Origin of the sequence: Synechococcus sp. R70.1 (assembly GCF_047461675.1) — a bacterium.
Classification (GTDB): Bacteria; Cyanobacteriota; Cyanobacteriia; order Thermostichales; family Thermostichaceae; genus Thermostichus.
The window spans coordinates 1-23,745 of the sequence record NZ_JANSHR010000028.1 but is presented as its reverse complement, the minus strand read 5'-3'; the positions used below and the strand labels follow the sequence as shown (position 1 = coordinate 23,745).

26 protein-coding genes are annotated in these 23,745 nt (G+C 61.7%); 20 read left to right on the top strand and 6 right to left on the bottom strand.

Translation table 11 applies throughout. The annotated features are described in order from the left end of the window. The 5 genes from rlmD (at window position 1) to folK (ending at window position 4,732) form a co-directional block, all read left to right on the top strand. A complete protein-coding gene (gene rlmD, locus NW807_RS04895; protein WP_414425429.1) occupies window positions 1-1,374 on the top strand; it encodes a 23S rRNA (uracil(1939)-C(5))-methyltransferase RlmD in 1,374 nt (457 codons plus the stop codon). A gap of 115 nt (window positions 1,375-1,489) precedes the next feature. Then, window positions 1,490-2,581, top strand: a complete 1,092-nt coding sequence (gene ychF, locus NW807_RS04890) for a redox-regulated ATPase YchF (protein WP_414410427.1) — start codon at window positions 1,490-1,492, stop codon at window positions 2,579-2,581. A gap of 420 nt (window positions 2,582-3,001) precedes the next feature. Further along, the gene (folP, locus tag NW807_RS04885; protein ID WP_414405838.1) at window positions 3,002-3,871 is read left to right on the top strand and encodes a dihydropteroate synthase; all 870 of its coding nucleotides are present in this window, start codon (window positions 3,002-3,004) and stop codon (window positions 3,869-3,871) included. Then, window positions 3,858-4,229 carry a dihydroneopterin aldolase gene (gene folB / locus NW807_RS04880; protein ID WP_414405839.1) on the top strand — a complete coding sequence of 124 codons (372 nt, stop codon included), beginning with the start codon at window positions 3,858-3,860 and terminating at the stop codon, window positions 4,227-4,229. Before folP ends, folB begins: the two co-directional genes overlap by 14 nt. Next, window positions 4,226-4,732, top strand: coding sequence for a 2-amino-4-hydroxy-6-hydroxymethyldihydropteridine diphosphokinase (gene folK / locus NW807_RS04875; protein WP_414419882.1), 507 nt, complete (start codon window positions 4,226-4,228; stop codon window positions 4,730-4,732). Before folB ends, folK begins: the two co-directional genes overlap by 4 nt. A 4-nt stretch (window positions 4,733-4,736) precedes the next feature. Here folK and gap read toward each other — a convergent pair whose 3' ends face one another. Next, a complete protein-coding gene (gene gap / locus NW807_RS04870) occupies window positions 4,737-5,750 on the bottom strand; it encodes a type I glyceraldehyde-3-phosphate dehydrogenase (RefSeq protein WP_414395850.1) in 1,014 nt (337 codons plus the stop codon). 429 nt (window positions 5,751-6,179) lie between these two features. Between gap and NW807_RS04865 the strand changes: the two genes are divergently transcribed. Together NW807_RS04865 and pheA are read left to right on the top strand one after the other, a co-directional pair. Further along, window positions 6,180-6,557 (top strand): late competence development ComFB family protein, encoded by a 378-nt coding sequence (locus NW807_RS04865; protein WP_414425428.1) that lies wholly within the window; start codon window positions 6,180-6,182, stop codon window positions 6,555-6,557. A 4-nt stretch (window positions 6,558-6,561) separates the two neighbouring features. Next, window positions 6,562-7,476: a prephenate dehydratase gene (pheA, locus tag NW807_RS04860; RefSeq protein WP_414425427.1), complete on the top strand. Its 915-nt coding sequence runs from the start codon at window positions 6,562-6,564 to the stop codon at window positions 7,474-7,476. Here the strand turns inward: pheA and NW807_RS04855 are convergent. The 5 genes from NW807_RS04855 to NW807_RS04835 all read right to left on the bottom strand — a co-directional run bounded on the left by NW807_RS04855 (window position 7,467) and on the right by NW807_RS04835 (window position 14,258). Next, window positions 7,467-8,354: a sulfite exporter TauE/SafE family protein gene (locus NW807_RS04855; protein ID WP_414425426.1), complete on the bottom strand. Its 888-nt coding sequence runs from the start codon at window positions 8,352-8,354 to the stop codon at window positions 7,467-7,469. The genes pheA and NW807_RS04855 overlap by 10 nt on opposite strands. Window positions 8,355-8,385: 31 nt before the next feature. After that, complete coding sequence (locus NW807_RS04850) at window positions 8,386-9,438, bottom strand: Gfo/Idh/MocA family oxidoreductase (protein WP_414425425.1); 1,053 nt, start codon at window positions 9,436-9,438, stop codon at window positions 8,386-8,388. Between the two features lie 107 nt (window positions 9,439-9,545). Beyond that, a complete protein-coding gene (locus NW807_RS04845; RefSeq protein WP_414405845.1) occupies window positions 9,546-11,159 on the bottom strand; it encodes a phospholipid carrier-dependent glycosyltransferase in 1,614 nt (537 codons plus the stop codon). Between the two features lie 78 nt (window positions 11,160-11,237). Then, the gene (locus tag NW807_RS04840) at window positions 11,238-12,260 is read right to left on the bottom strand and encodes a carboxypeptidase-like regulatory domain-containing protein (protein WP_414425424.1); all 1,023 of its coding nucleotides are present in this window, start codon (window positions 12,258-12,260) and stop codon (window positions 11,238-11,240) included. Between the two features lie 93 nt (window positions 12,261-12,353). Beyond that, complete coding sequence (locus NW807_RS04835; RefSeq protein WP_414425423.1) at window positions 12,354-14,258, bottom strand: carboxypeptidase regulatory-like domain-containing protein; 1,905 nt, start codon at window positions 14,256-14,258, stop codon at window positions 12,354-12,356. Window positions 14,259-14,388: 130 nt separating this feature from the next. Between NW807_RS04835 and rpmJ the strand changes: the two genes are divergently transcribed. The 13 genes from rpmJ to NW807_RS04770 form a co-directional block, all read left to right on the top strand. Then, window positions 14,389-14,505 (top strand): 50S ribosomal protein L36, encoded by a 117-nt coding sequence (gene rpmJ, locus NW807_RS04830; RefSeq protein ID WP_414395865.1) that lies wholly within the window; start codon window positions 14,389-14,391, stop codon window positions 14,503-14,505. A 149-nt stretch (window positions 14,506-14,654) separates the two neighbouring features. Further along, window positions 14,655-15,038, top strand: a complete 384-nt coding sequence (gene rpsM, locus NW807_RS04825; RefSeq protein ID WP_414395867.1) for a 30S ribosomal protein S13 — start codon at window positions 14,655-14,657, stop codon at window positions 15,036-15,038. A gap of 58 nt (window positions 15,039-15,096) precedes the next feature. Further along, window positions 15,097-15,483 (top strand): 30S ribosomal protein S11, encoded by a 387-nt coding sequence (gene rpsK, locus NW807_RS04820; protein WP_414395869.1) that lies wholly within the window; start codon window positions 15,097-15,099, stop codon window positions 15,481-15,483. A 115-nt stretch (window positions 15,484-15,598) separates the two neighbouring features. After that, entirely contained in the window at window positions 15,599-16,591 is a 993-nt protein-coding gene (locus NW807_RS04815; RefSeq protein ID WP_414395924.1) for a DNA-directed RNA polymerase subunit alpha, read from the top strand. A gap of 66 nt (window positions 16,592-16,657) precedes the next feature. Next, window positions 16,658-17,008 carry a 50S ribosomal protein L17 gene (gene rplQ, locus NW807_RS04810; RefSeq protein WP_414395870.1) on the top strand — a complete coding sequence of 117 codons (351 nt, stop codon included), beginning with the start codon at window positions 16,658-16,660 and terminating at the stop codon, window positions 17,006-17,008. A gap of 5 nt (window positions 17,009-17,013) precedes the next feature. Further along, entirely contained in the window at window positions 17,014-17,859 is an 846-nt protein-coding gene (gene truA, locus NW807_RS04805) for a tRNA pseudouridine(38-40) synthase TruA (RefSeq protein ID WP_414411635.1), read from the top strand. A gap of 5 nt (window positions 17,860-17,864) precedes the next feature. Continuing rightward, the gene (gene rplM / locus NW807_RS04800; protein ID WP_414410439.1) at window positions 17,865-18,320 is read left to right on the top strand and encodes a 50S ribosomal protein L13; all 456 of its coding nucleotides are present in this window, start codon (window positions 17,865-17,867) and stop codon (window positions 18,318-18,320) included. Further along, window positions 18,317-18,730 carry a 30S ribosomal protein S9 gene (gene rpsI, locus NW807_RS04795; protein WP_414411634.1) on the top strand — a complete coding sequence of 138 codons (414 nt, stop codon included), beginning with the start codon at window positions 18,317-18,319 and terminating at the stop codon, window positions 18,728-18,730. The genes rplM and rpsI overlap by 4 nt, the downstream gene beginning before the upstream one ends. Window positions 18,731-18,808: 78 nt before the next feature. Continuing rightward, a complete protein-coding gene (gene rpmE, locus NW807_RS04790) occupies window positions 18,809-19,033 on the top strand; it encodes a 50S ribosomal protein L31 (protein ID WP_414395874.1) in 225 nt (74 codons plus the stop codon). A 53-nt stretch (window positions 19,034-19,086) separates the two neighbouring features. After that, window positions 19,087-20,169 carry a peptide chain release factor 1 gene (prfA, locus tag NW807_RS04785; protein WP_414395876.1) on the top strand — a complete coding sequence of 361 codons (1,083 nt, stop codon included), beginning with the start codon at window positions 19,087-19,089 and terminating at the stop codon, window positions 20,167-20,169. Between the two features lie 61 nt (window positions 20,170-20,230). Next, window positions 20,231-22,864 (top strand): bifunctional aconitate hydratase 2/2-methylisocitrate dehydratase, encoded by a 2,634-nt coding sequence (gene acnB / locus NW807_RS04780; RefSeq protein ID WP_414425440.1) that lies wholly within the window; start codon window positions 20,231-20,233, stop codon window positions 22,862-22,864. Window positions 22,865-22,932: 68 nt separating this feature from the next. Continuing rightward, window positions 22,933-23,226: a PepSY domain-containing protein gene (locus NW807_RS04775; protein WP_414425422.1), complete on the top strand. Its 294-nt coding sequence runs from the start codon at window positions 22,933-22,935 to the stop codon at window positions 23,224-23,226. Between the two features lie 166 nt (window positions 23,227-23,392). Continuing rightward, the coding region (locus NW807_RS04770) for an Hsp20/alpha crystallin family protein (RefSeq protein ID WP_414425421.1) at window positions 23,393-23,745 on the top strand (353 nt) is incomplete at its 3' end.

The window sequence follows — 23,745 nt, the reverse complement described above, 5'->3', positions numbered from 1 at the left end:
CTGGCCCCTGATCCCATCAAGCCAGGGGATCTCCTCTCCCTGGAGATCACAGACCTAACTCCCGAAGGAGATGGCATTGCCCACACCCTTGGCTACGGGCGGGGGCGGGTGGTGTTTGTAGCCCAAGGCGTGCCCGGGGATCGGGTGGTGGCCCAGGTTCTCGAGATCAAGCGCAACTACCTGGTCGGGCGAATTCGTTCGCTCGTTACTCCCTCGCCGCACCGAGTGCGTCCAGCCTGCATTGTTGCCGACAAGTGCGGTGGCTGCCAGTGGCAGCACGTCAGCTACGAGCAGCAGTTGGCCACCAAGCAGCAAATTCTCCGCAACGCGCTAGAGCGGATTGGCGGCCTTTCCTTGCCGGAGCCCGTCCCCATTTTGGGATCCCCGCAGCCGCTGCGCTACCGCAACAAGGTCACCTACCCCATTGCCAAAGCAGAGGGCCAGCCGCTGCGCATGGGCTACTACCGACGGGGCAGCCACCGCTTGGTAAACCTCAACCAGTGCCCTGTCCAGGACGAGCGACTGGATGTGTTCCTGAGGGAAATCAAGCGGGATCTGCAGGAAACCGGCTGGAGTGTGTACGACGAAAGCCGCCACCAAGGCCAGTTGCGCCATCTGGGCCTGCGCATTGGCCGCCGCACCCGCGAGGTGCTTCTCACTCTGGTGAGTTGCAGCCGCGACCTACCTCACCTGGAAAGGTGGGCCAAACGCTGGATGCAGCGCTACCCCGACTTGGTGGGGGTCTGCCTCAACCTCAACCCAGCCCGCACCAACGTCATCTTTGGCCAGCAAACGGAGGTCATTGCTGGACGGGGATCCCTGCGGGAAGAACTGGCCGGTCTTTCCTTTTGGATTGATAGCACCTCCTTCTTCCAGGTCAACACAGAGCAGGCGGAGGCCTTTTTTACCTGGATAGTGGATCAGCTCCATCTGCGCGGCGAGGAGACCGTTCTAGATGCCTACTGTGGCATCGGCACCCTAACCCTGCTCTTGGCCCAGCGGGCCAAACGGGCGATGGGGGTGGAAGTCCTGCCCGCGGCGGTGGCCCAGGCCCGCTACAATGCCCAGTTCAACGGCATCACTTCGGCCCAGTTTTTCCAGGGCGCAGTAGAAGCGGTTTTGCCGACTCTGCCTCCTGCCGATGTTGTGGTGTTGGATCCGCCGCGGCGGGGCTGCGAGCGGCAGGTGCTTGAGATCCTAAAGCAGCAACGGCCCCGGCAGATCGTTTACATTAGCTGTCATCCTGCCACCTTGGCGCGCGACCTGCAAATCCTTATGGCCGAGGGATCCTACCGCCTAACCCAATGGCGAGCTGCTGACTTCTTTCCCCAAACAGGCCATGTAGAGGGAGTGGTCTTTTTGGAACGGGTCTGAGGAACTTTGCCCAGCTTGCCGCGGAGCTGCCCTCTGGGTAAGCGCACTAGCCGGAGGCGACAAATGCTAACGTCAAAGTAAAGTTTCGCAACGGACTTTTTCCCTCCCACTCTCAATGCTTAGAGCTGGAATTGTCGGCCTGCCCAATGTGGGCAAATCGACTCTATTCAACGCTCTCTGCGAAAATGCCAAAGCGGAGGCGGCCAACTTTCCTTTCTGTACCATCGAGCCCAACATCGGACGGGTGGCCGTGCCAGACGAGCGCCTGGAGGTGCTGGCTAAGATCAGTGGCTCGGCGGCCATTGTTCCCGCTCAAATCGAGTTTGTCGATATTGCCGGGCTGGTGGCTGGTGCCAGCAAGGGGGAGGGCTTGGGCAACCAATTTCTCTCCCACATCCGCCAGGTGGACGCCATCGTGCATGTGGTGCGCTGCTTTAAAGACGAGAACATTGTCCACGTGGCTGGCTCGGTGGATCCCGTGCGAGACATAGGGGTGATTAACCTAGAGCTGGCCCTGGCCGATCTGGCCCAGATTGAGCGACGCTTGGAACGGGTGCGCAAGCAGGCCAAATCCGACAAAACGGCTCAAGTAGAGCTGCAGGCCCTGGAGAAGCTGCAGGCTGCTCTGGACGAGGGCAAGCCGGCTCGCCTGGTGCCCCTTAGCGCAGAGGAGGAGGTCGCCATCAAAGGGCTGGGGCTGCTCACCCGCAAGAAGGTGATCTACGCCGCCAACGTGGCAGAAACGGAGCTAGCCACTGGCAACGACTGGGTAGAGCAGGTGCGGCAGGTGGCCCAGGCAGAGGAGGCGCGTGTGGTGGTGGTCTCGGCCCAGGTGGAGGCGGAATTGGTGGAGTTGCCGCCTGAAGAGCGACAGGCTTATCTAGAGTCGCTGGGGGTGAAAGAAGGGGGGCTGAAATCCTTGATCCGCGCCACCTACGAGCTGTTGGGCCTGCGCACCTACTTTACCTCTGGTCCCAAAGAAACCCGCGCCTGGACAATCCCTGCCGGTGCCACTGCTCCCCAGGCGGCGGGGGTCATTCACTCGGATTTTGAGCGGGGCTTTATCCGGGCGGAAACGATAGCGTATGAGGATCTAGTGGCAGCGGGATCCCTGAGTGCTGCCCGAGAAAAGGGCTTGGTGCGCAGCGAGGGCAGAGACTACGTGGTTCAGGAAGGAGATGTAATGCTCTTCCGCTTCCATGTCTAGGGGCCCTTTCCTGAGAAAGCCGTTGACGCTGTAACGAAACATCACAATAATTGGACTAGATAAACAATTGCTTTAAGGGACGCATTGATGGACCTGCTGCAATACGGGCCAATGGCCTGGGTTTACCTGGCAATTTTTGCTTCCATCATCTGGTGCATCTGGGGTCGTTCGGAAGACGACATTATGTTTTAGCTCAAGCAGGAGGGATTCCTCTGCTGAAGCTACTCTTTGGCTGGCAGCGGATCCCTCCTTGTCAACCTCAGGTGATGTCCTCCCTCAATCCCCCTACTAGGACGGATACACCCAGATGCCGTGCCACTCCAAGCAGTCTGCGTCCCAACAGAGCAAGGGAATTCAGCTAGGCTCGCACTTCCTCCCTCTTGGGCAGCCGCTCTGACAGCGAAGTAGCTTACAAGAGTTATGGGCGTTACTAGCTTGATCTCCCGGCGTCCCCTGCCTGGAGCGGAACGGACAGAAGAGGGGTACCGTCTTTCTTGGCGGGGAGTGGCGGTGATGGGGGTACTCAATGTAACCCCCGATAGCTTCAGCGACGGCGGCCAGTGGGGATCCGTGGAGGCAGCCGTGCAAGCGGCCAAGGCCATGGCAGCAGCGGGAGCTCTGATTGTGGATATTGGCGGCGAGTCTACCCGGCCGGGGGCGGAGCCGGTGTCGGTAGAGGTGGAGTGCGACCGGGTTTTGCCCGTGATTCGGGCTCTAGAAGGATCCGGAATTCTCCTCAGCGTCGATACACGGCGAACAGAGGTGGCTGCTGCTGCTCTGGCAGCGGGGGCACACATCATCAACGATGTCACCGGGCTGCGGGATCCCCAGATGATGCAGGTGTGTGCCGAGAAGGGGGTGCCAGCGGTCATCATGCACATGCGGGGAGAGCCGCGCACCATGCAGCAGCTCACCGACTACGACGACCTTGAGGGAGAAGTTTTTGGTTTTCTCAAGGACCAAGCGGAGCGGGCTCTGGCAGCCGGTGTGCCCAGTGTCATTTTGGATCCTGGCCTGGGCTTTGCCAAAACCGCCGAGCAGAACATTGCCCTCCTCAGAGCCCTGCCGCGGCTAGTGGCCTATGGCTACCCCGTTTTGGTGGGAGCCTCGCGCAAAAGTTTTGTCGGCCAGCTTTCCGGCATTGCTGTGCCCAAAGAGCGGGATAGCGCCAGCGTAGCCGTGCACCTCTTTGCCGCCAGCCGGGGCGCTACCCTGGTGCGGGCGCACAACGTCCCCGCCCATGTCTCCGCTCTAGCGGCTTGGGAAGGGCTGCACTGTGAGCCAAACTAGGCTGGTGCTGCGGGGTCTTAGCTTCCATGCCCACCACGGCTATCGTCCTGAGGAGGCCCTGTTGGGGGCGCGCTTTGTGGTGGATGTGGAGCTGCAGCTTGCCTTGGTTCCCCAAGAGGATGACTTGGCCCACACCGTGGACTACGCCCAGGTGTACGAGGCAGTGCGGGAAGAGGTGACCCAGCAGCGCTACCGGTTGATTGAGACGTTGGCAGACCGGATTGCCGAGCGGCTGTGGCAGAGCTATCCCCAGGTGGAAGCCCTGACGGTGCGGGTGCACAAGCCGCAAGCCCCCCTGCCAGGGCTGTTTGACGATGTGTACGTGGAGATCGTCCGCCGTCGCTCTGCGCTTCCATGAAGCCTGACCTGGCCTACATAGCTCTGGGGAGCAACCTCGGGGATCCGCTGCAGCAGTTGCGCACGGCCATGCAGAAGTTGCCGCGTCTGGGAGAGGTGGTGGCCCGCTCCAGCCTCTACCGCAGCCCCGCCCAAGGAGGGCCGCCGGGCCAGCCCGACTACCTCAACGCCGTGGTGGCCCTGGATCCCTTTCCGCCTTACCAATCCCCCCTGGAGTTGCTCAGGGCGCTGCTGGCCATCGAGCAGGAAGCAGGGCGGGTGCGGCGCATACACTGGGAGGCCAGAACGCTGGACTTGGATCTGCTGGCCATGGGCAATTGGATTCTCAACAGCCCCGCCCTGACCCTGCCCCACCCTCGCATGATGGAGCGCCCCTTCGTCCTGGCCCCCCTGTGCGAAATCAATCCCCACTGGCGCCACCCGGAAACCGGCATAGCCGCAGCCGAGGCGCTGGCTGCCCTGGATAGCTCCTGGCTCGAGCGCACCGACCTAGGCTGGGACTAAAGCTCTACAGCGCAGCCGCCATTTTGGCTGCCAGATCCACCAGCCGCGAGGCGTAGCCGTATTCGTTGTCGTACCAGGAGAGCACCTTCACTGTGCGATCCCCTAGCGTCATCGTCGACTCCAGATCCACAATTGAAGAGTGGGGATCGCCGATGATATCTGCCGAGACAATGTGCGGCGGGGCAATGGCCAGGATCCCGCGCATCGGCCCCTCAGCAGCCTCGACAAAAGCTTGGTTAACCGCCTCTTTGGTAATGGGCCGCTCAGTGCGCACCACAAAGTCCACGATCGAGCCGGTTAGGGTGGGCACCCGCAGTGCCAGGCCGTCCATCTTCCCTTTCAGGGCAGGCAAGACCTCGGCAACTGCCGTAGCTGCCCCTGTTGTGGAAGGCACAATCGACACCGCCGCCGAGCGGCCCCGGCGATAGTCCTTGGGATCCGGGCGATCCACAATGGCCTGGGTGGCAGTGTAGGCATGGCACGTGGTGAGAAAGCCCGTCTCGATGCCAAAGCGATCCAGCAAGACCTTGGCCAGCGGCGCCAGACAGTTGGTGGTACAGGAGGCGTTGGAGACGATGTGATGCCGCTCGGGGTCGTACTGGTCGTCGTTGACCCCTATCACTACTGTTAGGTCGGCACCCTTGGCAGGAGCAGAGATGATCACCTTTTTGGCGCCAGCCTCCAGGTGCTTGGCTGCTCCCTCCCGCTTGGTAAACAGGCCAGTGGACTCTATGACCAGTTCGACGCCCAGATCTTTCCAGGGCAGTTGCGCCGGATCCCGTTCTGCCAGAACTCGGATCTTGTGGCTGCCGACGTGCAGGTGGCCATCGGCAACGCTCACCGTCTGGGGCAGGCGGCCGTAGGCAGAGTCAAATTGGAGTAGGTAAGCCAGATTTTCCGGCTCGGTTAGGTCGTTAACCGCTACCACCTCCAGCCCCCGCTCTGGCTGGGAGAGCAGCGCTCGCAAAAACGAGCGGCCAATGCGACCAAATCCATTGATGGCTACCCGTGTGGTCATAGCAATCCTCCAGTAGCAGTCTAGGACGACGGATTGAGGGCTGCAGCGCAGGAGACGCCAGTCCCCTAGAGATAGAGTGACACTCCCAGCCGCCGGAAGGGGAGGCTTAGTATGGCCGGCTTCTTGCAAGGCTCTAAGGCAGGGTTGCAGCAGGAGGCTGACCCGGGAATCTAGGGTCGGACTTCCCTGGCCGGGCGACTAGTTCTTCCCCCCAGACCCTTTGAGACGCAAGTTGATAACCGCGTTGCTTTTGGGTACGTTAGGTGCAAGCGCTCCCGAAACTGGGAACACAAGTCCCGAGTCCCATCTCTATGTGAAGGAAGGAAAGCGGGAGAAGTTATTTCCCAGCCAAAGAGCGGCAACTTTTCCAGAGAGGTTGGCAGCGGCCTTAAGCCTTTAAGCGAAAACAACGGCGAGGGGATCCCACCCATGGAAGCACGCAAACCTCTGAAGAAGTTGGAAAATCAGATGGAGCGGGCTGTTCTGGAGATGGTGAACGAGCTGCTGCTCATGGAAAGCCAGCAGCGCTACTGCTTGTGCGAAAGATTCTGTCACGATGCCGCTGCGCTGGCCCTCAACAACCTCCAGCCCCGCTACACTACTAGTTTTGAAGGCTCTATATACACCCTAGAGGCTATCCAGGCGGATCAGGAGTTGCAGAGGCAAATTCGCCTGGAAGTGACCAAGGCCATGGAGCGGGTGGCGGCCAATCCTCTCTGTCCAGAACCTGACTGTCCCCTGCGGCTGCGCAACGCCAAGACGGTAGAGTTAGAGCTAGCCCACAGCAATCCTGAACAAGAAAGCTGAAGGGATGGACTCCATCGTCTCGTCTGCGCCAGTGGCTTTTCTAGGCCCTGCCGGAACCTATACGGAGTTGGCTGCCCTGCTGGCCTGTCCCGAGCAGCCCCACCTCCACAGCCAGGGATCCCACCCCTTGGTGCCCTATCCCACCATTAGCGCCTGCTTGGAAGCGGTGGCTGCCGGCGAGCAGGCCTGGGCAGTGGTGCCGGTAGAAAACTCCGTCGAGGGCGGCGTCTCGATGACCCTAGATGCCCTCTGGCAACTGGAAGGGCTAAGCATTCGCCAGGCGCTCATCCTGCCAATTCGCCATGCCCTCATCAGCTGTGCCTCCCGGCTAGAGCAGATTGAGCAGGTCTATTCCCACCCGCAAGCTTTGGCTCAATGTCAGGCTTGGCTGCGATCCCACCTGCCGCAGGCCACCTTGATCCCAACCCGCTCCACCACCGAAGAACTGGAGCGGCTGCAAAGCCAGCCCAAAGCTGCTGTCATCGCCTCAGAGCGGGCTGCAGAGCTTTACCAACTGCCGGTCTTGGCCTGCCCAATCAACGACCACCCGGACAATTCCACCCGCTTTTGGGTGGTGGGCCGCTGCGGATCTTCACCGGGGGGATCCCACACTTCCCTGGCCTTTAGCCTGCCCCACAATGTGCCAGGAGCGCTGCTGAAGCCGCTGCAAGTTTTTGCCGAGCGGGGCCTGAACATGTCGCGCATTGAGTCGCGTCCTACCAAGAAATCGGCGGGAACCTACGTCTTCTTTGTCGATCTAGAAAACCCGGTCGGCCAACCCTATCTGCCTGATGAGGTCGTCGCGGCCTTGGAGGCCATTGCCGAGATCCTCAAACTTTTCGGCAGCTACCCTGTCCATGACCTCAGCAAGCAGAACTACAGGGATCTGCTTGGCCAAGGCAACCTGATTTATTCGTAGCTTTGCCAGGCCTGCCAAAAAACGTAGAGAGAAACCAGGGCCAGAAAGCTGCGCAACAGTAGCCTGACCACTGCCTCGGGCAATCTGGGCAAGAGGCGGGTGCTGACCTGAACGCCGGCTAATCCCCCCATCCCCAAGATGAGGCCGGGAATCCAGAGCACGTTCTGGTGGAGGGTGCCCTCCCCAAAGCCCAGGGCGTTCGCCATCCAATCGCCCAGGCCAGCATGGCCGAAGGTGGCAGCAGCGGCTGTAATCCCAATCACTCCCAAGCTGGTTTGGATGGCCACCTTGAGGGCTTCCCCCAACAGCAGGATCTGCAGCGGTACCAGGATAATGCCACCGCCAATGCCGAAAAGCCCCGCCAACAAGCCGGCAGCGCCCCCGGTCAGGATGCGGGCCAGCCAGGGAGGCATCGGGATCCTAATAGCAGAGCGGTTGCCGAGTTTCCCTGCATCGGGGGACTTCGTCCTGCCGGCCGCAGCACCTGGCCTCCCCAACCCTTGGGCGTGGGCGACCGCGGTTTTGCCCAGCTCCACCAGGTAAATGTTCGCTAGCAACAGCACCCCAAAGGCCGCTAGTAACAGATAGCCGGGCAGGTGACTGGCAAGGATTGCCCCCCCTTGGGCTGTGAACAGAGCCGGGATCCCCAGCAGAATCACCCGCTTGGGATCCAGCATTCCCCTGCGCCAGTTTTGGAAGCTGCCTGCTAGGGAGGTGAGGAGCATGGAAAAGTTGCTCGTGGCAACCGCCTGCAGCGGCGGGATCCCCAAGCTGACCTGCAAGGGCACCAGGATCGTGCCGCCGCCGATACCCAAAAGGCCGGCCAAGATCCCTGTTGCCACGCCGCCTATTGCCAAAGCTAGATTTTTTCCTACCAAGGCTTTGGCTCTCCTTACTTCCCCTAGGAAGCTACGGCAAGAAACTGCAGCGAGGCTTGGCTTCGCGCCAGGCACAGCCATCTAGAGCAATCCGCTCCACCTCCGAGGCCAGCTTTAGGGCCTTTAGGGCCTGCTCCCCGCCCACCGAAGGCTGGCTACCGCCCCGCACACAGTTGATGAAATGCTCTAGCTCGGCATGCAGCTTATCAATAGGTTCGATATAAACCTTCTCGATAAGGCCCTCCCGCGGGTAGGGCACTTGGCCGTAGTCGTGGCTACTGCTGCCTCCCTGGCGGTAAATCGAGATCTCGTTGTGGAGAAAATCGGCTTCCACGAGGGCATTTTTGCAGTGGACGGCGATGGTGCGCACCTTGCGGTGGGTAACCTTGCTGGCGGTGAGGGTGGCGATGGCGCCGTTGGCAAAGGTGAGGGTGGCTGTGACGTAGTCGAGATAGCCTAAGTTGGAGGCGCGGTTGCCGCTAGCAGTAATCTGGGTTACAGGGGAAGGGATCAGCTCCAGCAACAGGTCGATGTCGTGGATCATCAGGTCAAACACCACCGACACGTCGCTGGCCCGGTCGGAATAGGGGCTGAGTCGGTGGGCCTCAAAAGCCAGCGGCTCTTCGCGCTGCAAAACTTGCCCCAGCCTTTGAAAGACGGGGCTAAAGCGCTCGATGTGTCCTACCTGCAGAATGCAATTGCAGTCGGCGGCGCGGTTGACCAGGGATTCTGCCTCGGCAATACTGGCGGCAATGGGCTTTTCAATGAGCACGTGTACCCCCGCCTCCAGGCAGGCCATACCCACCTCGTGGTGAAGCACGGTGGGAACGGCGATGGCCACGGCGGCCACGTGGGGCAGCAGCTCCCGGTAGTCTTCGTAGAAGTGGACTCGATAGCGGCTGGCTACATCCAGGCCCCGCTCCACGTTGATGTCGGCCACGCCCACCACTTGCACGTCCTTCATCAGGCTAAAGACGCGAGCATGGTGCTGGCCCATGTTGCCGACCCCGATGACGCCGACAGGAACCGGCTGGCCAGGGTAACGGCGGGGAGAGTTGGCAGGACGCGGGCAGGATCGAGCCATAGGTTACCACTACCTCCACCACAAGCGCTTAACAAACCACACCCCGCCTTCCGGCAAGGAAGCCCAGCTTCTCCTAGACAAACTGCCCAAAGCTTACCATGCCCCCCTCAAATCCAGTTCAAGCCAGGAACAGGCGGCAGGCGTAGGGGTGCTCGCTCGCAGGCCTGGGGGCTAAAGCAGAAGAGCGGTGTCGGGGTGGGGCGGAACCACATGCGCGCATAAAACTGGTCTGGCCTGAGGGGAAGGCCAAACCAAACAGGGAAGAAGAAGAGAAAAGACGCCAAAACCAAGCTCACCGCCATCCAGCTCACCCGCCGCCAGAAGCGACGGTAGTGCCGCCAGCCCAGCAGCACCAGCCAGGCCAGGGCCAGGGTGCTGAATGCCAGAGCACTCATGTAGTGGTAGATGAAGACGCAGCGGCTGACGAGGAACCAGGGCAGGTAGTTGGCCGCGTAGCCGATTAAGATAAAGGCTTCCAGGCCGTGGAAGCGGCGGATCCCGCGCCAGACCAGCACCAGGATCGAGCCTGTCCCCAGCCACCACAGCCAGGGATTGCCCAGGCCATGGACTGCTCGCCACAGGTTGCCCTGACTGCTGAAGTAGTAGCCCACCGGGCGGCCCATAATTGGCCAAGACCAGGCCCCCGCCGAGGCCAAGGGGGTGGTCAGCCAAGGTCGTAGCGCTGGGAACCAGGCCACCAGGGAGCGCAAGCTGGTGGAGCAATAGGGGTGAACGGGGGTGTTTTCATCGACCACAAGATCAGCATGCAGGTGCCCGCTGTAAACCGCCTGATTGATGAGCACTAGAGAGCGAAAGTAGTTCTGGATCCCAGTCCAGCTCCAATCCAGCGTCAGCCCCTGCTGCGGGTTGAGCTGCAGGTGTGGGATCCACTGGATGGCATAAAAGGCCAGCGGCGCAAGGCCAAAGCAAAAGGCATAGTGCCACCAGCGCAGGTGGCGGATCTGGCTCAAGATCCCTAGCCTTGGGAGCCACTGCGGGCGCAGCCAGACCACCCCCCAGACCAGGATCCCCAGGAGGGCAAACATGAAAGCAAACCAGAGGCCATTCCACTTTACAGAAGCCGCCGCCCCCAGGAGGATGCCGGAGCCGGTGAGGTGAAGAGTCCGCTGCCAACCGCGGCGTTCCAGCCCGCTTAGGAGCAAAATCAAGGCCGCCAGGCCAAAGGCAACCAAGTACACGTTAATCAGGCCAAAGCGGGACTCCACCAGAAACACCCCGTCCGTGAGCAGCAGAGCCCCACTTAGGAGCGCAAAGCCCACGTGGTAGGTGAGGCGATAGGCCAAGCCAGCCAGCAAAAGCGGAATCAAGGACCCGCACAAGGCGGTAGCTAGGCGAAAGCCCCACTCGTTGCGGCCAAAGAGTTGGATGCTGAGAGCGATGAAGTACTTCCCCAGGGGCGGATGTACGTCGTAGAAGGGCTTCCCGTCGAGGTAATTTTGGGCAAACTGAGGGAAATACACCTCGTCGAACACCGGCGCCGGCAACTCGGCCAGTCGCCATAGGCGCAGCCCCAGGCTCATCAGAAAGATCCCAAGCGCTCCCCCCAGCAGCCAGCGGCGCTCTCCTGCGGACCCAATTGCAGCCAGAGCGGCAGTTGCTGCCTCTGGGGGCAAGTTGCCAGTGGCTACCCCTTCAGGGTCAGAGGCAGCAAGGAGGGGCTTATCCCCTTCCGGCCTTGCGGGTTGGTGGGGTGAAGCCATGGGCAGGAGACGTCAGCAGGGATCCTCAGTGCTACTTTAACCTGCCGCCGTTGCTAGGCCAGCCCCCAGTTAAAGCCCCTAGGAGGGGGGAATGACCAGCTCCACGGCCGTATCCAGGCGCGAAGGTGGCACTGGGGCCTCGCCTGGGGTCAGCTCTAGGTAAGAAGCCAGCGGGTGGTTCTTTTTCCAGCGGGATCCAATTTCGGCGGCCATTTGCGTGACCTGGATTTGGTAGAGCTGGGCCAGGTCGTCGGCGTTGAGGTTGCCCCGTTCCACCTGGTTGCGGCTAGCCTCCGCCAGAACCTCCGCCACAAGGTTGCCCTGCTCGTCAAATCTCCACAGCTCCAGGCGGCTGCGGGAGCGCAGGCTTACCTCAGTGGGCGAAGTCGGGCGGGTGAGGACATCGACGCGGGCGATGACAATGGCCTCCAGGCCTAGGTAGTCGAAAAACCGGCTCACCGCTTCTGGCTTGCGGCGATCCCACTCAAACAGCTCGTAGATGGGCCAGCCCACCTGGCGCAGGATCGGCTGCAGGCGGCGGTTGTCCAGGGGCACCACCTTCTCGGTGTTGGGGATCAGACCCAGGCGCACCACCTCTATGGCCAGGCGCTGGCTCAAAAGCCGGGTATGGTCCAGCCCTCCCACCCCCAAAATGCCAAGGCGACGCCGCGGCTGGGGCCGGAGGGGCACCTGCAAAACCACCTCCACGGGGGTGGTCAGGCCTGCCTGCAGCAGGATCTCCTGCTCTGCCTTTTCGTAATCGGGGTGCCACACCGTCAGCAGCCGGCGCCCAGCCGGGGCTTGGTTGAGCTCGAAGGCGCCCTGCTCGTCCGTTTGGATGGGCTGAGCGAGGTTCTCCAAGCCCTCTAAGTGCACCTGCGCCCCGGCCACCGGCTGCCCCAGGCTGTTGCTCACCTGCCCCACCAGACGCGCCTGGGATTCCGCCTGATCCCGGTGGGGAAACAATGCCGTCAGAGGGAGAGGGGGGGTGGCCAGAGCCTGGGCCGAGACCTCCGCAGCCAGGGCTAGCCAACTGCCAAGCGCCAGGCCGCCCCGGCCAATCCTGCGCTGCAGCGAGAAAAGGAAAACGAGAACAGCCATGACGACGTCCGCCAATTGCAGGGGGTTCTCCACAGGCAAGCTCCTCACTGAAGGAGGCGGCGCGGCAGCCCCCAGATTTAGCCGTGGGGTAGTTTACCCAGCAAAGGGGTTATTGGCCTGCCATTGCTGGATAAAGAGAGGCACCATGTTGCGCACCTGCAGCCGAAACAGGCCCGCCGCCGCATCTTCAAACAGCGGCTCCCCGCCCACGTCATCTCGCCCATAGGCCTCGTAGTACCGAGCCCGATCCCCTGGCCGATCCTTCTGCAAGTCCACCACCACCACTACGCCACGGCTGCGCAGCTGGTTGGGGGTAAAGTTGGGGATCTCCACCGGGATTGCCGGCGCCAGCAAGCGCAGGGCCATATTCAGCAGCGGGCTGCCCTGTCGGTTGTAATCCCGCGAGATTTGCAGGTGGGTTAGGAGAATGTAGCGCAAGCCGAGGGCGTCGCCGATGGCCTTCAGCTTGGCCAAGTCGGCGGTGTAGCGCTCATCCCGATCCAACAAGGTTAGGCCCTGGACAAGTGGCAGGAGCGGCTCAAAGCGGGGATCTGGCCCTAGCGGTCCCTTTAGGAGGATCACGGGCCGCTGTGGCTGCAGCTCCTGAAGGGCAACGCTGAGGTGCCGGGCCAGCTCATCCGAGTAAACCGGCTCATCCGGCAACAGGCCAATGCCCTCCGGCTGGTGGGCCGGCTGCCCTGGCGGCAGGCGAATGTTTTGGGTGGACACAAAACCAGCCCGCACCTCCACCTGGGTGCTAGTGGGGGGAAACCCCGGCACCTCCACATCCACCAGGTACAGCCCCGCCGGCAGCTCTGGCAAGACATAGGTGCCGTCGGCGGCAATGGGAACTGTCTGTTGGGGTTGGGTGGCGGTGGCAGCAAGGCGGACAACCCCAGTCTGGACAGGCTGGCCGGCAATATCCAGCACCCGTCCCGTCACCACACCGCGCTGGCCTGCAGAGGGAAGCTCCTCCTGGCGGGCCTCCGTCTTGCTCTTGCCCACTTGCGCTTCTAGACGGCGCAGAGCTGGGATCCCTGCCGCCACCACCCACAGATCCCCATCGCCCAGCATCGCCAAGCCTGTCGGCTGTCTCTCCAGCCGTAGGGAGGTAACCAGTCGCCCCGCCTCTAGATCCACAATTTGCAGGCGGTCGCTGCTGCGGGCACTCACGTAGGCCCAGCGCCCATCGGGGGAAAGGGCCAGCCGCGTCGGCCGCCAATCTAGGCCAACTCGCTGCAGGAGCTTGCCGCTGCGGCTTAGATCCAGCACGGTCAGCTCTTGGCTACCCGAGTTGAGCACCACCAGGCGTTGCCGCTGGGCATCCAACGCCATTGCCTCTGGAGTATGGCCGCCGCGCCAGCGGGCCAGCAGCTCGCCATTGTCGGGGTTGACCACCAGCACACTGAGGGGATCCCCGCCACCCAAGCCCACAAATACCACTCCCTGCCGGGCGTCATAGGCCAAAGCCAAAGGGGGGCCGGGCAGCGGCAAGTGGCGAGCCTGAGGCTGCTCCGCTTCCCCCCAATGGATCACCGCCAAGCTTTGGGCGGCGGGCAGGGAGGCAAAAACCCGTCCCCTGGCAGGATCTACAGCCATATCCAAGACTCCTGCCGGCAGTTCATAAGTCCGGAGCAGCTCCCCAGTTGGCAGATCGAGGGCCACCACCCCAGGAGCCTCGAGGCCAGAGGCATAGACCACCTGCCGGGCCGCATCCACCCGCACCACGCTGGGGGCAAAACCCACCGCCACTTGCCACAGGGGATCCCCGCTCGACCCATCCAGCAGCATTACCGCCTGGGCTTCCAGCAGCCCCACCGCCAGCCACCCCCGCTCCGGCACGCCGTCAATGCGATCCGCCGAGCTGGGGAGTGGTAATAACTTCTCCGCCCTCAGGGGGCTGGCAGCGTCTTGAGAGGCCACCGGCATCTCCTGGGCCCAAACCGTGGATCCCAGACCTAGCAGGCCGCCCACCACAACCAGCCACTGCCAGCGCATTTGATCCCCAGCCCTGCTCTGCTCCTTTGCCCAACCAGCATAGCCAACCCACCGAGAAAGCCCAAACAATTTTTGACAGCTTGTCCCGGTGACCGTAGAATGGATATTCGCTGGTTTTGGCAGGATAGCCATGAAGGTGCGGCCCTCCGTCCGACGAATCTGCGAAAAGTGCCGAGTCATTCGCCGCCGTGGCCGGGTGATGGTCATTTGTCCTGCCAACCCAAAGCACAAACAGCGGCAAGGGTAAAAGTAGGGGACGGAGGAGTGAGGCAGCGCTAGAGACAAGGGGCAGTTGGTGCAGCCTAAGCCATGCCTTTGGCAAGACGCTTCCCGACTGCAACAACTCAACTTTAGGAAGCCAGTTTACTTGAGTTTGTTGGAAAGGTACCCCTAACCATGGCACGAATTGCGGGCGTTGACATCCCCCGAGACAAGCGAATTGAGATTGCCCTCACCTACATCTACGGCATTGGGCTAACTCGCTCCCGCCAAATTCTGGCCAAGACGGGCATCAACCCCGATACCCGCACCCGCGACCTCACCGACGCGGAGATAGCCGCCCTAAGGGCTGTGGTGGAAAACGAGTACCAAGTGGAGGGGGATCTGCGCCGTCAGGAGGCGATGAACATCAAGCGCCTCATTGACATCGGCACCTACCGAGGTCGGCGCCACCGCCTGCGGTTGCCTGTGCGCGGCCAGCGCACCCGCACCAACGCCCGCACCCGCAAAGGAGTTAGGAAAACGGTAGCTGGCAAGAAGAAACCGCCAGCCAAGAAGTAAGTCCTGTTCCCCCCAATCTCCGTACACCTTACTTTAAGTCAACAAGGACGCAGAGGTCATGGCTCAGCAGCAACGGCGCGGACGCAAGGTCAAGAAAAATATCCCCAACGGCGTGGCCTACATCCAGTCCACCTTTAACAACACCATCGTCACCATTACCGATCCCAACGGCAACGTCGTGTGTTGGGCTTCGGCAGGTTCTACTGGATTCAAAGGTGCCAAGAAGGGTACTCCCTTTGCCGCCCAGGTGGCAGCAGAGAGCGCAGCGCGGCAAGCCATGGAGAACGGCATGCGGCAGATTGAGGTCATGGTCAGCGGTCCCGGAGCCGGTCGAGAGACAGCCATTCGAGCTCTCCAGGCGGCAGGCCTAGAAATCACCCTCATTCGCGACATCACTCCCATTCCCCACAACGGCTGCCGGCCCCCTAAGCGGCGGCGCGTCTAGGATCCCGACTTTTAGGGAAGCCAAGAGCTTGTTTTTAGAATCCTAGCCCCCTAGCACCAGAGGGGGACTACCTTCTCCAACGCATAGCTAGCCAGACAGACAGGGCTACGCCATGATGCCAACCAGCCGAACCCTCCACCATTCAACCAGCAAAGCAGCAGCCAGTGCTGCTCCCTATCAAACTGAGTGCCTCGAATCCCATCAGGAAGCCAATGGTGTTTACTACGGCAAATTTGCCCTGGGGCCGCTGGAGCGCGGTCAGGGGATCACGGTAGGCAACGCCTTGCGCCGGGTGCTGCTTTCCAACCTCGAAGGCACGGCAGTGACGGCCGTACGCATTGCCGGGGTAAGCCACGAGTTTTCCACCGTGCCCGGGGTGCGGGAAGACGTGATGGAGATCCTGCTCAACATGAAGGAGCTGGTTCTGCGCTCCAGCTCTCCTGAGCCGCAGGTGGGCCGCCTAGTAGCGCAGGGGCCGGGGGAAGTGACCGCTGAAAAGCTGCAGCTGCCCAGCGGCGTAGAGGTGATCAACCCCCGTCACCACATTGCCACGCTGGCGGAGGGAGCCATCCTGGAGATGGAGTTCATGATTGGCCGTGGACGGGGCTATCGCGCCGTCGATTACGCCGACAGCAAATCCATGGCCATTGACTTTCTCCAAATTGACTCCGTCTTCATGCCGGTGCGCAAGGTCAACTACACCGTCGAGCCAGCCCGGGTGGGGCAGTCTTTGGAAAAAGATCGCCTAGTTCTGGAGATCTGGACCAACGGCAGCCTTACTCCCCAGGAAGCGCTTAGCCAAGCAGCTCGCATTTTGGTAGGTCTGTTCTCGCCGCTGCAGGAGGTTAGCTTTGACACCCCAGCAGCCCCCCAGCCAGCAGAGGACACCCAGAAAAACCAAATCCCCATCGAGGAGCTGCAGCTCTCGGTGCGGGCCTACAACTGCCTCAAGCGAGCCCAGATCCACACCCTGGCGGATCTGCTGCTCCATACCGAGGAAGATTTGCTGGAGATCAAAAACTTTGGCCAGAAATCCGCCGAAGAGGTAGTGCAAGCTTTGAAAAATCGCTTTGGCCTGACGCTGCCCCGCGAAAGGAGCAGGACCTAGCCTGCCCAGGGTGGGGCTCAAAACCCCAAGCTGCCTGAAACTCGAGGACAAAAAGCAGAGGCTACCATGCGTCACCGCCGTCGTACTCCTCATCTCAACAAGCCTGCTGACCAACGCAAGGCTCTGCTGCGGGCCCTGACCACGGCTTTGCTACGGGAAGGGCGAATTGTTACCACCAAAGCCCGCGCCAAAGCCGTTCGGGCCACAGCCGAGAAGATGATTACCCTAGCCAAGGACGGCTCCCTGGCAGCGCGGCGGCAGGCCCTGGCCTACATCTACGACAAGGATCTGGTGCGCTCCTTGTTTGAGCAGGCGCCCGAGCGCTATCGAGATCGAGCGGGAGGCTACACCCGCATCTTGCGCACCGTGCGCCGGCGGGGCGATGGGGCAGAAATGGCCGTCATCGAGTTGGTGTAGGCTTCATGCAAAGCCGTCGCATTGCCCTAAAGATTCAGTACCTGGGCAGGGACTTTCGCGGCTGGCAACGGCAGGCGGGCCACCGCACCGTACAAGGGGTACTAGAGGAGGCCATTGCCTCGCGGGCCGGGCACCCCGTTACCCTCTACGGAGCAGGGCGCACCGACGCCGGGGTACATGCGGCTGGCCAAGTAGCTCACTTCGACACCACCTGCGGCATTCCGCCCACGGAGTGGGCACGGGTGCTCAACGACTGCCTACCGGAAGATATAGTGGTACTGGCTTCAGCGCCTGTGTCCGAGGACTGGCATGCCCGCTTTTCCGCCAGGTGGCGCCGCTACCGCTACCTCATTCTCAATCGCGAGCGCCCAGATGTGTTCTGGCGGCCCTTTAGCTGGCAAGTGCGCTGGCCTTTGCAGGTGGAGCCAATGGCCGAGGCGCTGCGCTCCCTTTTGGGGGAGCACAACCTGGAAGCCTTCCGCCGGCGGGGATCCGATCGACCGCACTCGTGGGTGCGGGTGGAGGAGGTGCTTTGCCAACGAGTAGGGGATCTCATCAGCATCGAAGTGCAGGCCAGCGGCTTCCTCTACCGGATGATGCGGCTGCTGGTGGGGTCTCTCGAGGTGGTGGGCCGGGGCGAGCTCAGCCCCCAGCAATTTGTCCACCTCTGGCAACACAACGACTGGAGCCAGATGCGCACCCGCTACAGCGCCCCTCCACAGGGCCTGTGCCTGTTGGATGTGGGCTATGCTAGGGATCCCTTTGGCCAACGCTTTCCTCCCTCCTTGCCCTTCTGGGGATCCCTTTCTTGGCCGGCAGGTGTTCTTTCTCTTGTCCCTTCTCTCTCCTAGCTGCCATGAACAAGACTCCCCTTCCTACCCCTTCCACCTTAGCCCCGCGCTGGTACGTAATTGATGCAGCTGGCCAGCGCCTTGGCCGCCTAGCGGTAGTTGTGGCCAACCTCTTGCGCGGCAAGCACAAGCCCAACTTCACCCCCCACCTGGATACGGGGGACTACGTGATCGTCATCAACGCTGAGAAAGTGGTGGTTACCGGCAAAAAGCGCACCCAAAAGCTCTACCGCCGCCACTCTGGCCGTCCCGGCGGGATGAAGGTGGAGACCTTTGCCCAACTGCAAGCCCGCCTGCCAGAGCGGGTGATCGAGAAAGCGGTGAAGGGGATGTTGCCCCACACCCGCCTAGGGCGGCGGCAATTTACCAAGCTGAAAGTGTACGCCGGCCCCCACCACCCCCACCAGGCCCAGCAGCCACAGGTCTATCCCATCCACACGATCCCAGGAGCCCAAGCATGACCCAGACAGCCAGCAACCCGCGAGCCGTCTACTGGGGAACTGGGCGCCGCAAAACTGCCATTGCCCGCGTGCGCCTGGTTCCTGGCACGGGCAAGATCATCATCAACGACCGGCCTGGCGAGGAGTACCTGCAGTACCAGGCGGCGTTTCTGGCCAGCGTCAAGGCGCCGCTGGAGCTCCTTGGCCTAGAGGACTCCTACGACATCTTGGCGCGAGCCCATGGGGGCGGCCTCCACGGCCAGGCCGATGCCATCAAGCTCGGGGTGGCCCGCGCCCTCTGCCAGCTGGATCCCTCCAACCGCGGCCCCCTCAAGGCCGAGGGCTACCTCACCCGCGATCCTCGCGCTGTGGAGCGCAAGAAGTACGGCTTGCGCAAAGCCCGCAAGGCTCCTCAGTACTCGAAGCGGTAAGGGCCGGCATTGCGGCAGTAGGTATTGGGTTGATAGACATTTATTACAGGCTTATATCCACCCAGGGAGGAGGCTCTCATGCCCAAGAAAGGAATTCACCCCCAGTGGTACCCCGAGGCCAAAGTCATCTGCAACGGCGAGGTGGTCATGACGGTGGGATCCACCAAGCCAGAGCTCAGGGTTGAAGTGTGGTCTGGCAACCACCCCTTCTTCACCGGCACCCAAAAGATCATCGACACCGAAGGGCGAGTGGAGAAGTTCATGCGCAAGTACGGCATGAGCAGTGGCAAGAAAGCCCAGTAGAGCTTTCCCTTGCCTTGCTCAGGACGGCTTGGGTTTCTTGCTGACTTAGACCTATGGCTTCTGCTCAACTCATCGAGCAGCTCAAAAACGTCGAAGCTACCTTCCAGGAGCTGACGGTGCGCCTGGCGGATCCCGAGGTGGCGACAGACCCTGCGGAGCTGCAGCGAATCGCCAAGGCCCGCTCCTCCCTGGAAGCAACGGTGCAGGCCTTCCATGACTGGCAAAAGCTAACTCGCGACCTCAAGCAGACGGAGGAGCTTTTGCGCGAGGCGGCCTCTGACCCGGAGCTGGAGGCAATGGTAAGGGCAGAGCTGGAGCAGCTGCGCGCCCGTCAGGAGCAACTGGAGGAAAAGCTTACCCTGCTGCTGCTGCCCCGGGATCCCAACGACGAAAAGAACATCATGTTGGAGATCCGCGCCGGCACTGGGGGAGAGGAAGCAGCCCTGTGGGCAGCTGATCTAGCCCGCATGTACACCCGCTATGCCGAGAAGATGGGCTGGTCAGTGCGCTTGGTCAGCCTCTCCGAGGGCGACATGGGCGGCTATAAAGAGGCCATCCTGGAAATCCGCGGCGATCAAGTCTATAGCAAGCTCAAGTTTGAGGCCGGCGTGCACCGGGTGCAGCGGGTACCCATCACGGAAGCCCAGGGGCGCATCCACACTTCGACGGCCACGGTAGCGGTAATGCCAGAAGCGGACGAGGTGGAGGTGGTCATTGATCCCAAAGATATCGAGATTAGGACAGCGCGTTCCGGGGGGGCAGGGGGACAAAACGTGAACAAGGTGGAAACGGCGGTGGATCTCTTCCACAAGCCCACTGGGATCCGGGTCTTCTGCACCGAGGAGCGCTCCCAGCTGCAAAACCGGCAGCGGGCCATGCAGATTTTGCGGGCCAAGCTCTACGAGATGAAGCTGCGCGAGCAGCAGGCCTCCATTAGCTCCGCCCGCCGCATGCAGGTAGGAACAGGAGCCCGTTCAGAAAAAATTCGCACCTACAACTACAAGGACAATCGGGTTACCGACCACCGCCTCAACCAGAACTTCCCGCTCGAGCCAATTTTGGAAGGGGAGCTGGACGAGTTAATCCAAGCTTGTATTGGCCTATACCAAAAGGAGCTGTTGGCGGAGCTCTCTTGAGGAGGGCTGGGTTCTTTCTGGCGGTAGAATAATGCCTGCGTCAGCGACCCAAGGAATCCTCATGCTGGCTGAGTACCGCCAACACGCTGCCGCCCGTGCGGCGCAAGGGATCCCGCCACTGCCCTTGAATGCCGCCCAGACCAGCCAGGTGTGCGAGCTGCTTAAGGATCCCCCGCCTGGAGAGGAGGCTTTTCTGTTGCACCTCCTCACGGAGCGCGTCCCGCCGGGGGTGGACGAGGCAGCCTATGTGAAGGCCGGCTTTTTGGCCGCCCTGGCCAAGGAGGAGGTGCGCTCCCCCCTCATTCCTCCCTTGCGGGCAGTGGAGCTCCTGGGCACGATGTTGGGGGGCTACAACGTCCAGGTACTGCTGGAGCTGCTGCAGGATAGGCGGCAGGAGATCGCGGCGGCGGCGGCCCGCGCCCTCAGCCACACGCTGCTGGTCTTCGATGCCTTTCACGACGTACTGGAGCTGAGCCAGGCCGGCAACGTCTATGCGCGGCAGGTGCTGGAATCCTGGGCCGCTGGGGAGTGGTTTACTGCCAAGCCGCCTCTAGCTGAGGCCATCACCGTCACGGTGTTCAAGGTTGCCGGCGAAATCAACACCGACGACCTCTCCCCTGCCGCCCACGCCACCACCCGCCCAGACATCCCCCTTCACGCCCAGAGCATGTTGGAGTCGCGGGCACCGGGGGCCATAGCTGCCATTGCTGAGCTCAAGCGCCGCGGCCATCCGGTGGCCTTTGTGGGGGATGTAGTGGGCACGGGATCCTCCCGCAAGTCCGCCCTCAATTCCCTCCTTTGGCACATTGGCCACGACATTCCCTATGTGCCCAACAAGCGGGCCGGGGGCGTTATCCTGGGGGGCACGATTGCACCGATTTTCTTCAACACCGCCGAGGATGCGGGCGCTCTGCCCATCCAGTGCGATGTCTCCCCATTGGAGACGGGCATGGTGGTCACGATCTATCCCTACGAGGGCGTGATCCGCTCCCAGACGGGCGAAATTCTCGCCAGCTTTTCCCTGCGTCCTGTCACCTTGCCGGACGAGGTGCGGGCCGGGGGCCGCATCCCCCTTTTGATTGGCCGGGCCCTCACTGACAAAACCCGCCAGGCCCTGGGGCTGGATCCTTCTCCTCTCTTTATCCGCCCCACCCCGCCCCCCGACACGGGCAAAGGCTATACCCTGGCCCAGAAAATCGTGGGCAAAGCCTGTGGGCTACCAGGGGTGCGCCCTGGCACGAGTTGCGAGCCCCTGATGACCACCGTGGGATCCCAGGACACCACTGGCCCCATGACCCGCGACGAGCTCAAGGAGCTGGCCTGTCTGGGCTTTAGCGCTGACCTGGTGCTGCAGAGCTTCTGCCACACCGCCGCCTATCCCAAGCCGGTGGACATCCAAATCCACAAAGAGCTGCCCGACTTCTTTGCCTCGCGGGGAGGGGTTGTCCTGCGGCCGGGCGATGGCATCATCCACTCCTGGCTCAACCGCATGCTCCTGCCCGATACCGTCGGCACGGGGGGCGACTCCCACACCCGCTTTCCTCTGGGCATCTCCTTCCCCGCTGGATCGGGTCTGGTGGCCTTTGCCGCGGCCATGGGGGTGATGCCCCTCAACATGCCGGAGTCGGTGCTGGTGCGCTTTAAGGGGGAATTGCAGCCTGGGATTACTCTGCGGGACCTTGTTCACGCCATTCCCTACGTGGCCATCCAGCGGGGGCTGCTTACCGTCGAGAAGCAGGGCAAGAAAAACGTCTTCGCTGGGCGAATCATGGAGATCGAGGGCCTGCCCAATCTGAAGGTGGAGCAAGCCTTCGAGTTTACCGACGCCTCGGCAGAACGCAACTGCGCCGCCTGCACCATTAAGCTAAGCGTTGAGAGCGTTGCCGAGTACCTGCGCTCCAACGTGGTGCTGCTGAAAAACATGATTGCCCGCGGCTATCAGGACGCTCGCACCCTGCTGCGGCGCATTGCCAAGATGGAGGCCTGGCTGGCCAATCCCACCCTGCTGGAAGCGGATCCCGACGCCGAATACGCCGCCGTCATCGAGATTGATCTCAGCACCATCACCGAGCCAATTGTCTGCGCCCCCAACGATCCCGATAAAGTAATGACCCTGAGCGAAGTCCACGCCCAGCACGCAGCCGGCAACCCCGATACGCCCATCCACATTGACGAGGTGTTCATTGGCTCCTGCATGACCAACATTGGCCACTACCGCGCCGCTGCCAAGATCTTGGAAGGCGAGGGGCGGGTTAAGGTGCGCCAACTGTGGATCTGTCCCCCCACGCGCATGGACGAGGCGCAACTGCGCGCTGAAGGGGTGTACAGCATCTTTGCCGCTGCTGGAGCGAGAACAGAGATGCCTGGCTGCAGCCTGTGCATGGGCAACCAGGCTCGCGTGGCCGATGGAGCCACCGTCATGTCCACCTCCACCCGCAACTTTGACAACCGCATGGGCAAAGGCGCACGGGTCTACCTGGGATCCGCCGAGCTGGCTGCTGTCTGCGCCCTCTTGGGGCGGATCCCAACGGTGGAGGAATACCGGCAGATCGTTGCCACCAAGATCCAGCCCTTTGCCGGCGAAGTGTACCGCTACCTCAACTTCCACGAGATCCCTGGCTTTGAGGACGAGGGACGGGTCATCCCCAGAGAGCAAATGCCCAAGCTGGAAGAGGCGGTGGGGATCCAGTCTTGAGCAGAGGGGCAAAGGCGTCGAGCCTGCTACCATGGCAGGATGGTGGCGCTTACCTGGGAGCAAGCCCAATGGCCCTTAGTCAAAGAATCCTCCGCCGCATCCACCGTGCCCTGGCCCCTATCGTGGCCTTGCCCTTGCTGGTAACGGTGGTAACGGGATCCCTCTATCAAATGGCCCGCCTCACCGGAAACTTCGACTACTCCTGGCTCATCCAAATCCACAAAGGGCAGTGGGGCCCCCTCGATCTGCAGGGGGTTTACCCGTTCTTAAACGGACTGGGTCTGTTGGTTATGGTAGCTACTGGCCTGAGCCTGTGGTTGCAAACAAGCTCCCACCGCCCCCATCGGCGTTCAGAGCCCTAAGGGCTTTTGCTTGCTTTTCGTAGGGGAAATACCCCAACAGATTTCTAGAAAACTCTACACCTTGATTGGGCCAGACGGCTTAGGCTGATGTACGGAGGCTATGCTAAAGTCTCCGAGGCAAAGCTTAAAGAAAATCAACCAAAATCTCCTCAGGAGGTGGGTAGATATGGCCCTTGTTCGCTGGGATCCCTTTCGGGAAATTGACGAAATTCAACGGGAAATGAACCGGCTGTTTGACCGGCTGATGGCTCGCCCCGCCGAGACCGATGCCTATACTTTTGTGCCGGCGGTGGAAATGCACGATGATCCGGAAACCATTACCCTGAAACTGGAGCTGCCCGGCTTGAACCCCAACGATCTGGACATCCAGGCGACGGCAGAAGCGGTCTCCATCAGCGGCGAGCGGCGCTTTGAAAAACGCTCCGAAGACAAGGGCGTAACCCGCACCGAGTTCCGCTACGGGCGCTTCCAACGGGTGATCCCGCTGCCCAACCGGATCAAGCACGATCAGGTGAAAGC

Bases quoted from the DNA above. Each gene is read 5' to 3' on its own strand.
- ychF (WP_414410427.1), top strand. From the start codon at position 1,490: ATGCTTAGAGCTGGAATTGTCGGCCTGCCCAATGTGGGCAAATCGACT.
- folP (WP_414405838.1), top strand. From the start codon at position 3,002: ATGGGCGTTACTAGCTTGATCTCCCGGCGTCCCCTGCCTGGAGCGGAA.
- folK (WP_414419882.1), top strand. From the start codon at position 4,226: ATGAAGCCTGACCTGGCCTACATAGCTCTGGGGAGCAACCTCGGGGAT.
- gap (WP_414395850.1), bottom strand. From the start codon at position 5,750: ATGACCACACGGGTAGCCATCAATGGATTTGGTCGCATTGGCCGCTCG.
- NW807_RS04865 (WP_414425428.1), top strand. From the start codon at position 6,180: ATGGAAGCACGCAAACCTCTGAAGAAGTTGGAAAATCAGATGGAGCGG.
- pheA (WP_414425427.1), top strand. From the start codon at position 6,562: ATGGACTCCATCGTCTCGTCTGCGCCAGTGGCTTTTCTAGGCCCTGCC.
- NW807_RS04850 (WP_414425425.1), bottom strand. From the start codon at position 9,438: ATGGCTCGATCCTGCCCGCGTCCTGCCAACTCTCCCCGCCGTTACCCT.
- NW807_RS04845 (WP_414405845.1), bottom strand. From the start codon at position 11,159: ATGGCTTCACCCCACCAACCCGCAAGGCCGGAAGGGGATAAGCCCCTC.
- NW807_RS04840 (WP_414425424.1), bottom strand. From the start codon at position 12,260: ATGGCTGTTCTCGTTTTCCTTTTCTCGCTGCAGCGCAGGATTGGCCGG.
- NW807_RS04835 (WP_414425423.1), bottom strand. From the start codon at position 14,258: ATGCGCTGGCAGTGGCTGGTTGTGGTGGGCGGCCTGCTAGGTCTGGGA.
- rpmJ (WP_414395865.1), top strand. From the start codon at position 14,389: ATGAAGGTGCGGCCCTCCGTCCGACGAATCTGCGAAAAGTGCCGAGTC.
- rpsM (WP_414395867.1), top strand. From the start codon at position 14,655: ATGGCACGAATTGCGGGCGTTGACATCCCCCGAGACAAGCGAATTGAG.
- rpsK (WP_414395869.1), top strand. From the start codon at position 15,097: ATGGCTCAGCAGCAACGGCGCGGACGCAAGGTCAAGAAAAATATCCCC.
- NW807_RS04815 (WP_414395924.1), top strand. From the start codon at position 15,599: ATGCCAACCAGCCGAACCCTCCACCATTCAACCAGCAAAGCAGCAGCC.
- rplQ (WP_414395870.1), top strand. From the start codon at position 16,658: ATGCGTCACCGCCGTCGTACTCCTCATCTCAACAAGCCTGCTGACCAA.
- truA (WP_414411635.1), top strand. From the start codon at position 17,014: ATGCAAAGCCGTCGCATTGCCCTAAAGATTCAGTACCTGGGCAGGGAC.
- rplM (WP_414410439.1), top strand. From the start codon at position 17,865: ATGAACAAGACTCCCCTTCCTACCCCTTCCACCTTAGCCCCGCGCTGG.
- rpsI (WP_414411634.1), top strand. From the start codon at position 18,317: ATGACCCAGACAGCCAGCAACCCGCGAGCCGTCTACTGGGGAACTGGG.
- rpmE (WP_414395874.1), top strand. From the start codon at position 18,809: ATGCCCAAGAAAGGAATTCACCCCCAGTGGTACCCCGAGGCCAAAGTC.
- prfA (WP_414395876.1), top strand. From the start codon at position 19,087: ATGGCTTCTGCTCAACTCATCGAGCAGCTCAAAAACGTCGAAGCTACC.
- acnB (WP_414425440.1), top strand. From the start codon at position 20,231: ATGCTGGCTGAGTACCGCCAACACGCTGCCGCCCGTGCGGCGCAAGGG.
- NW807_RS04775 (WP_414425422.1), top strand. From the start codon at position 22,933: ATGGCCCTTAGTCAAAGAATCCTCCGCCGCATCCACCGTGCCCTGGCC.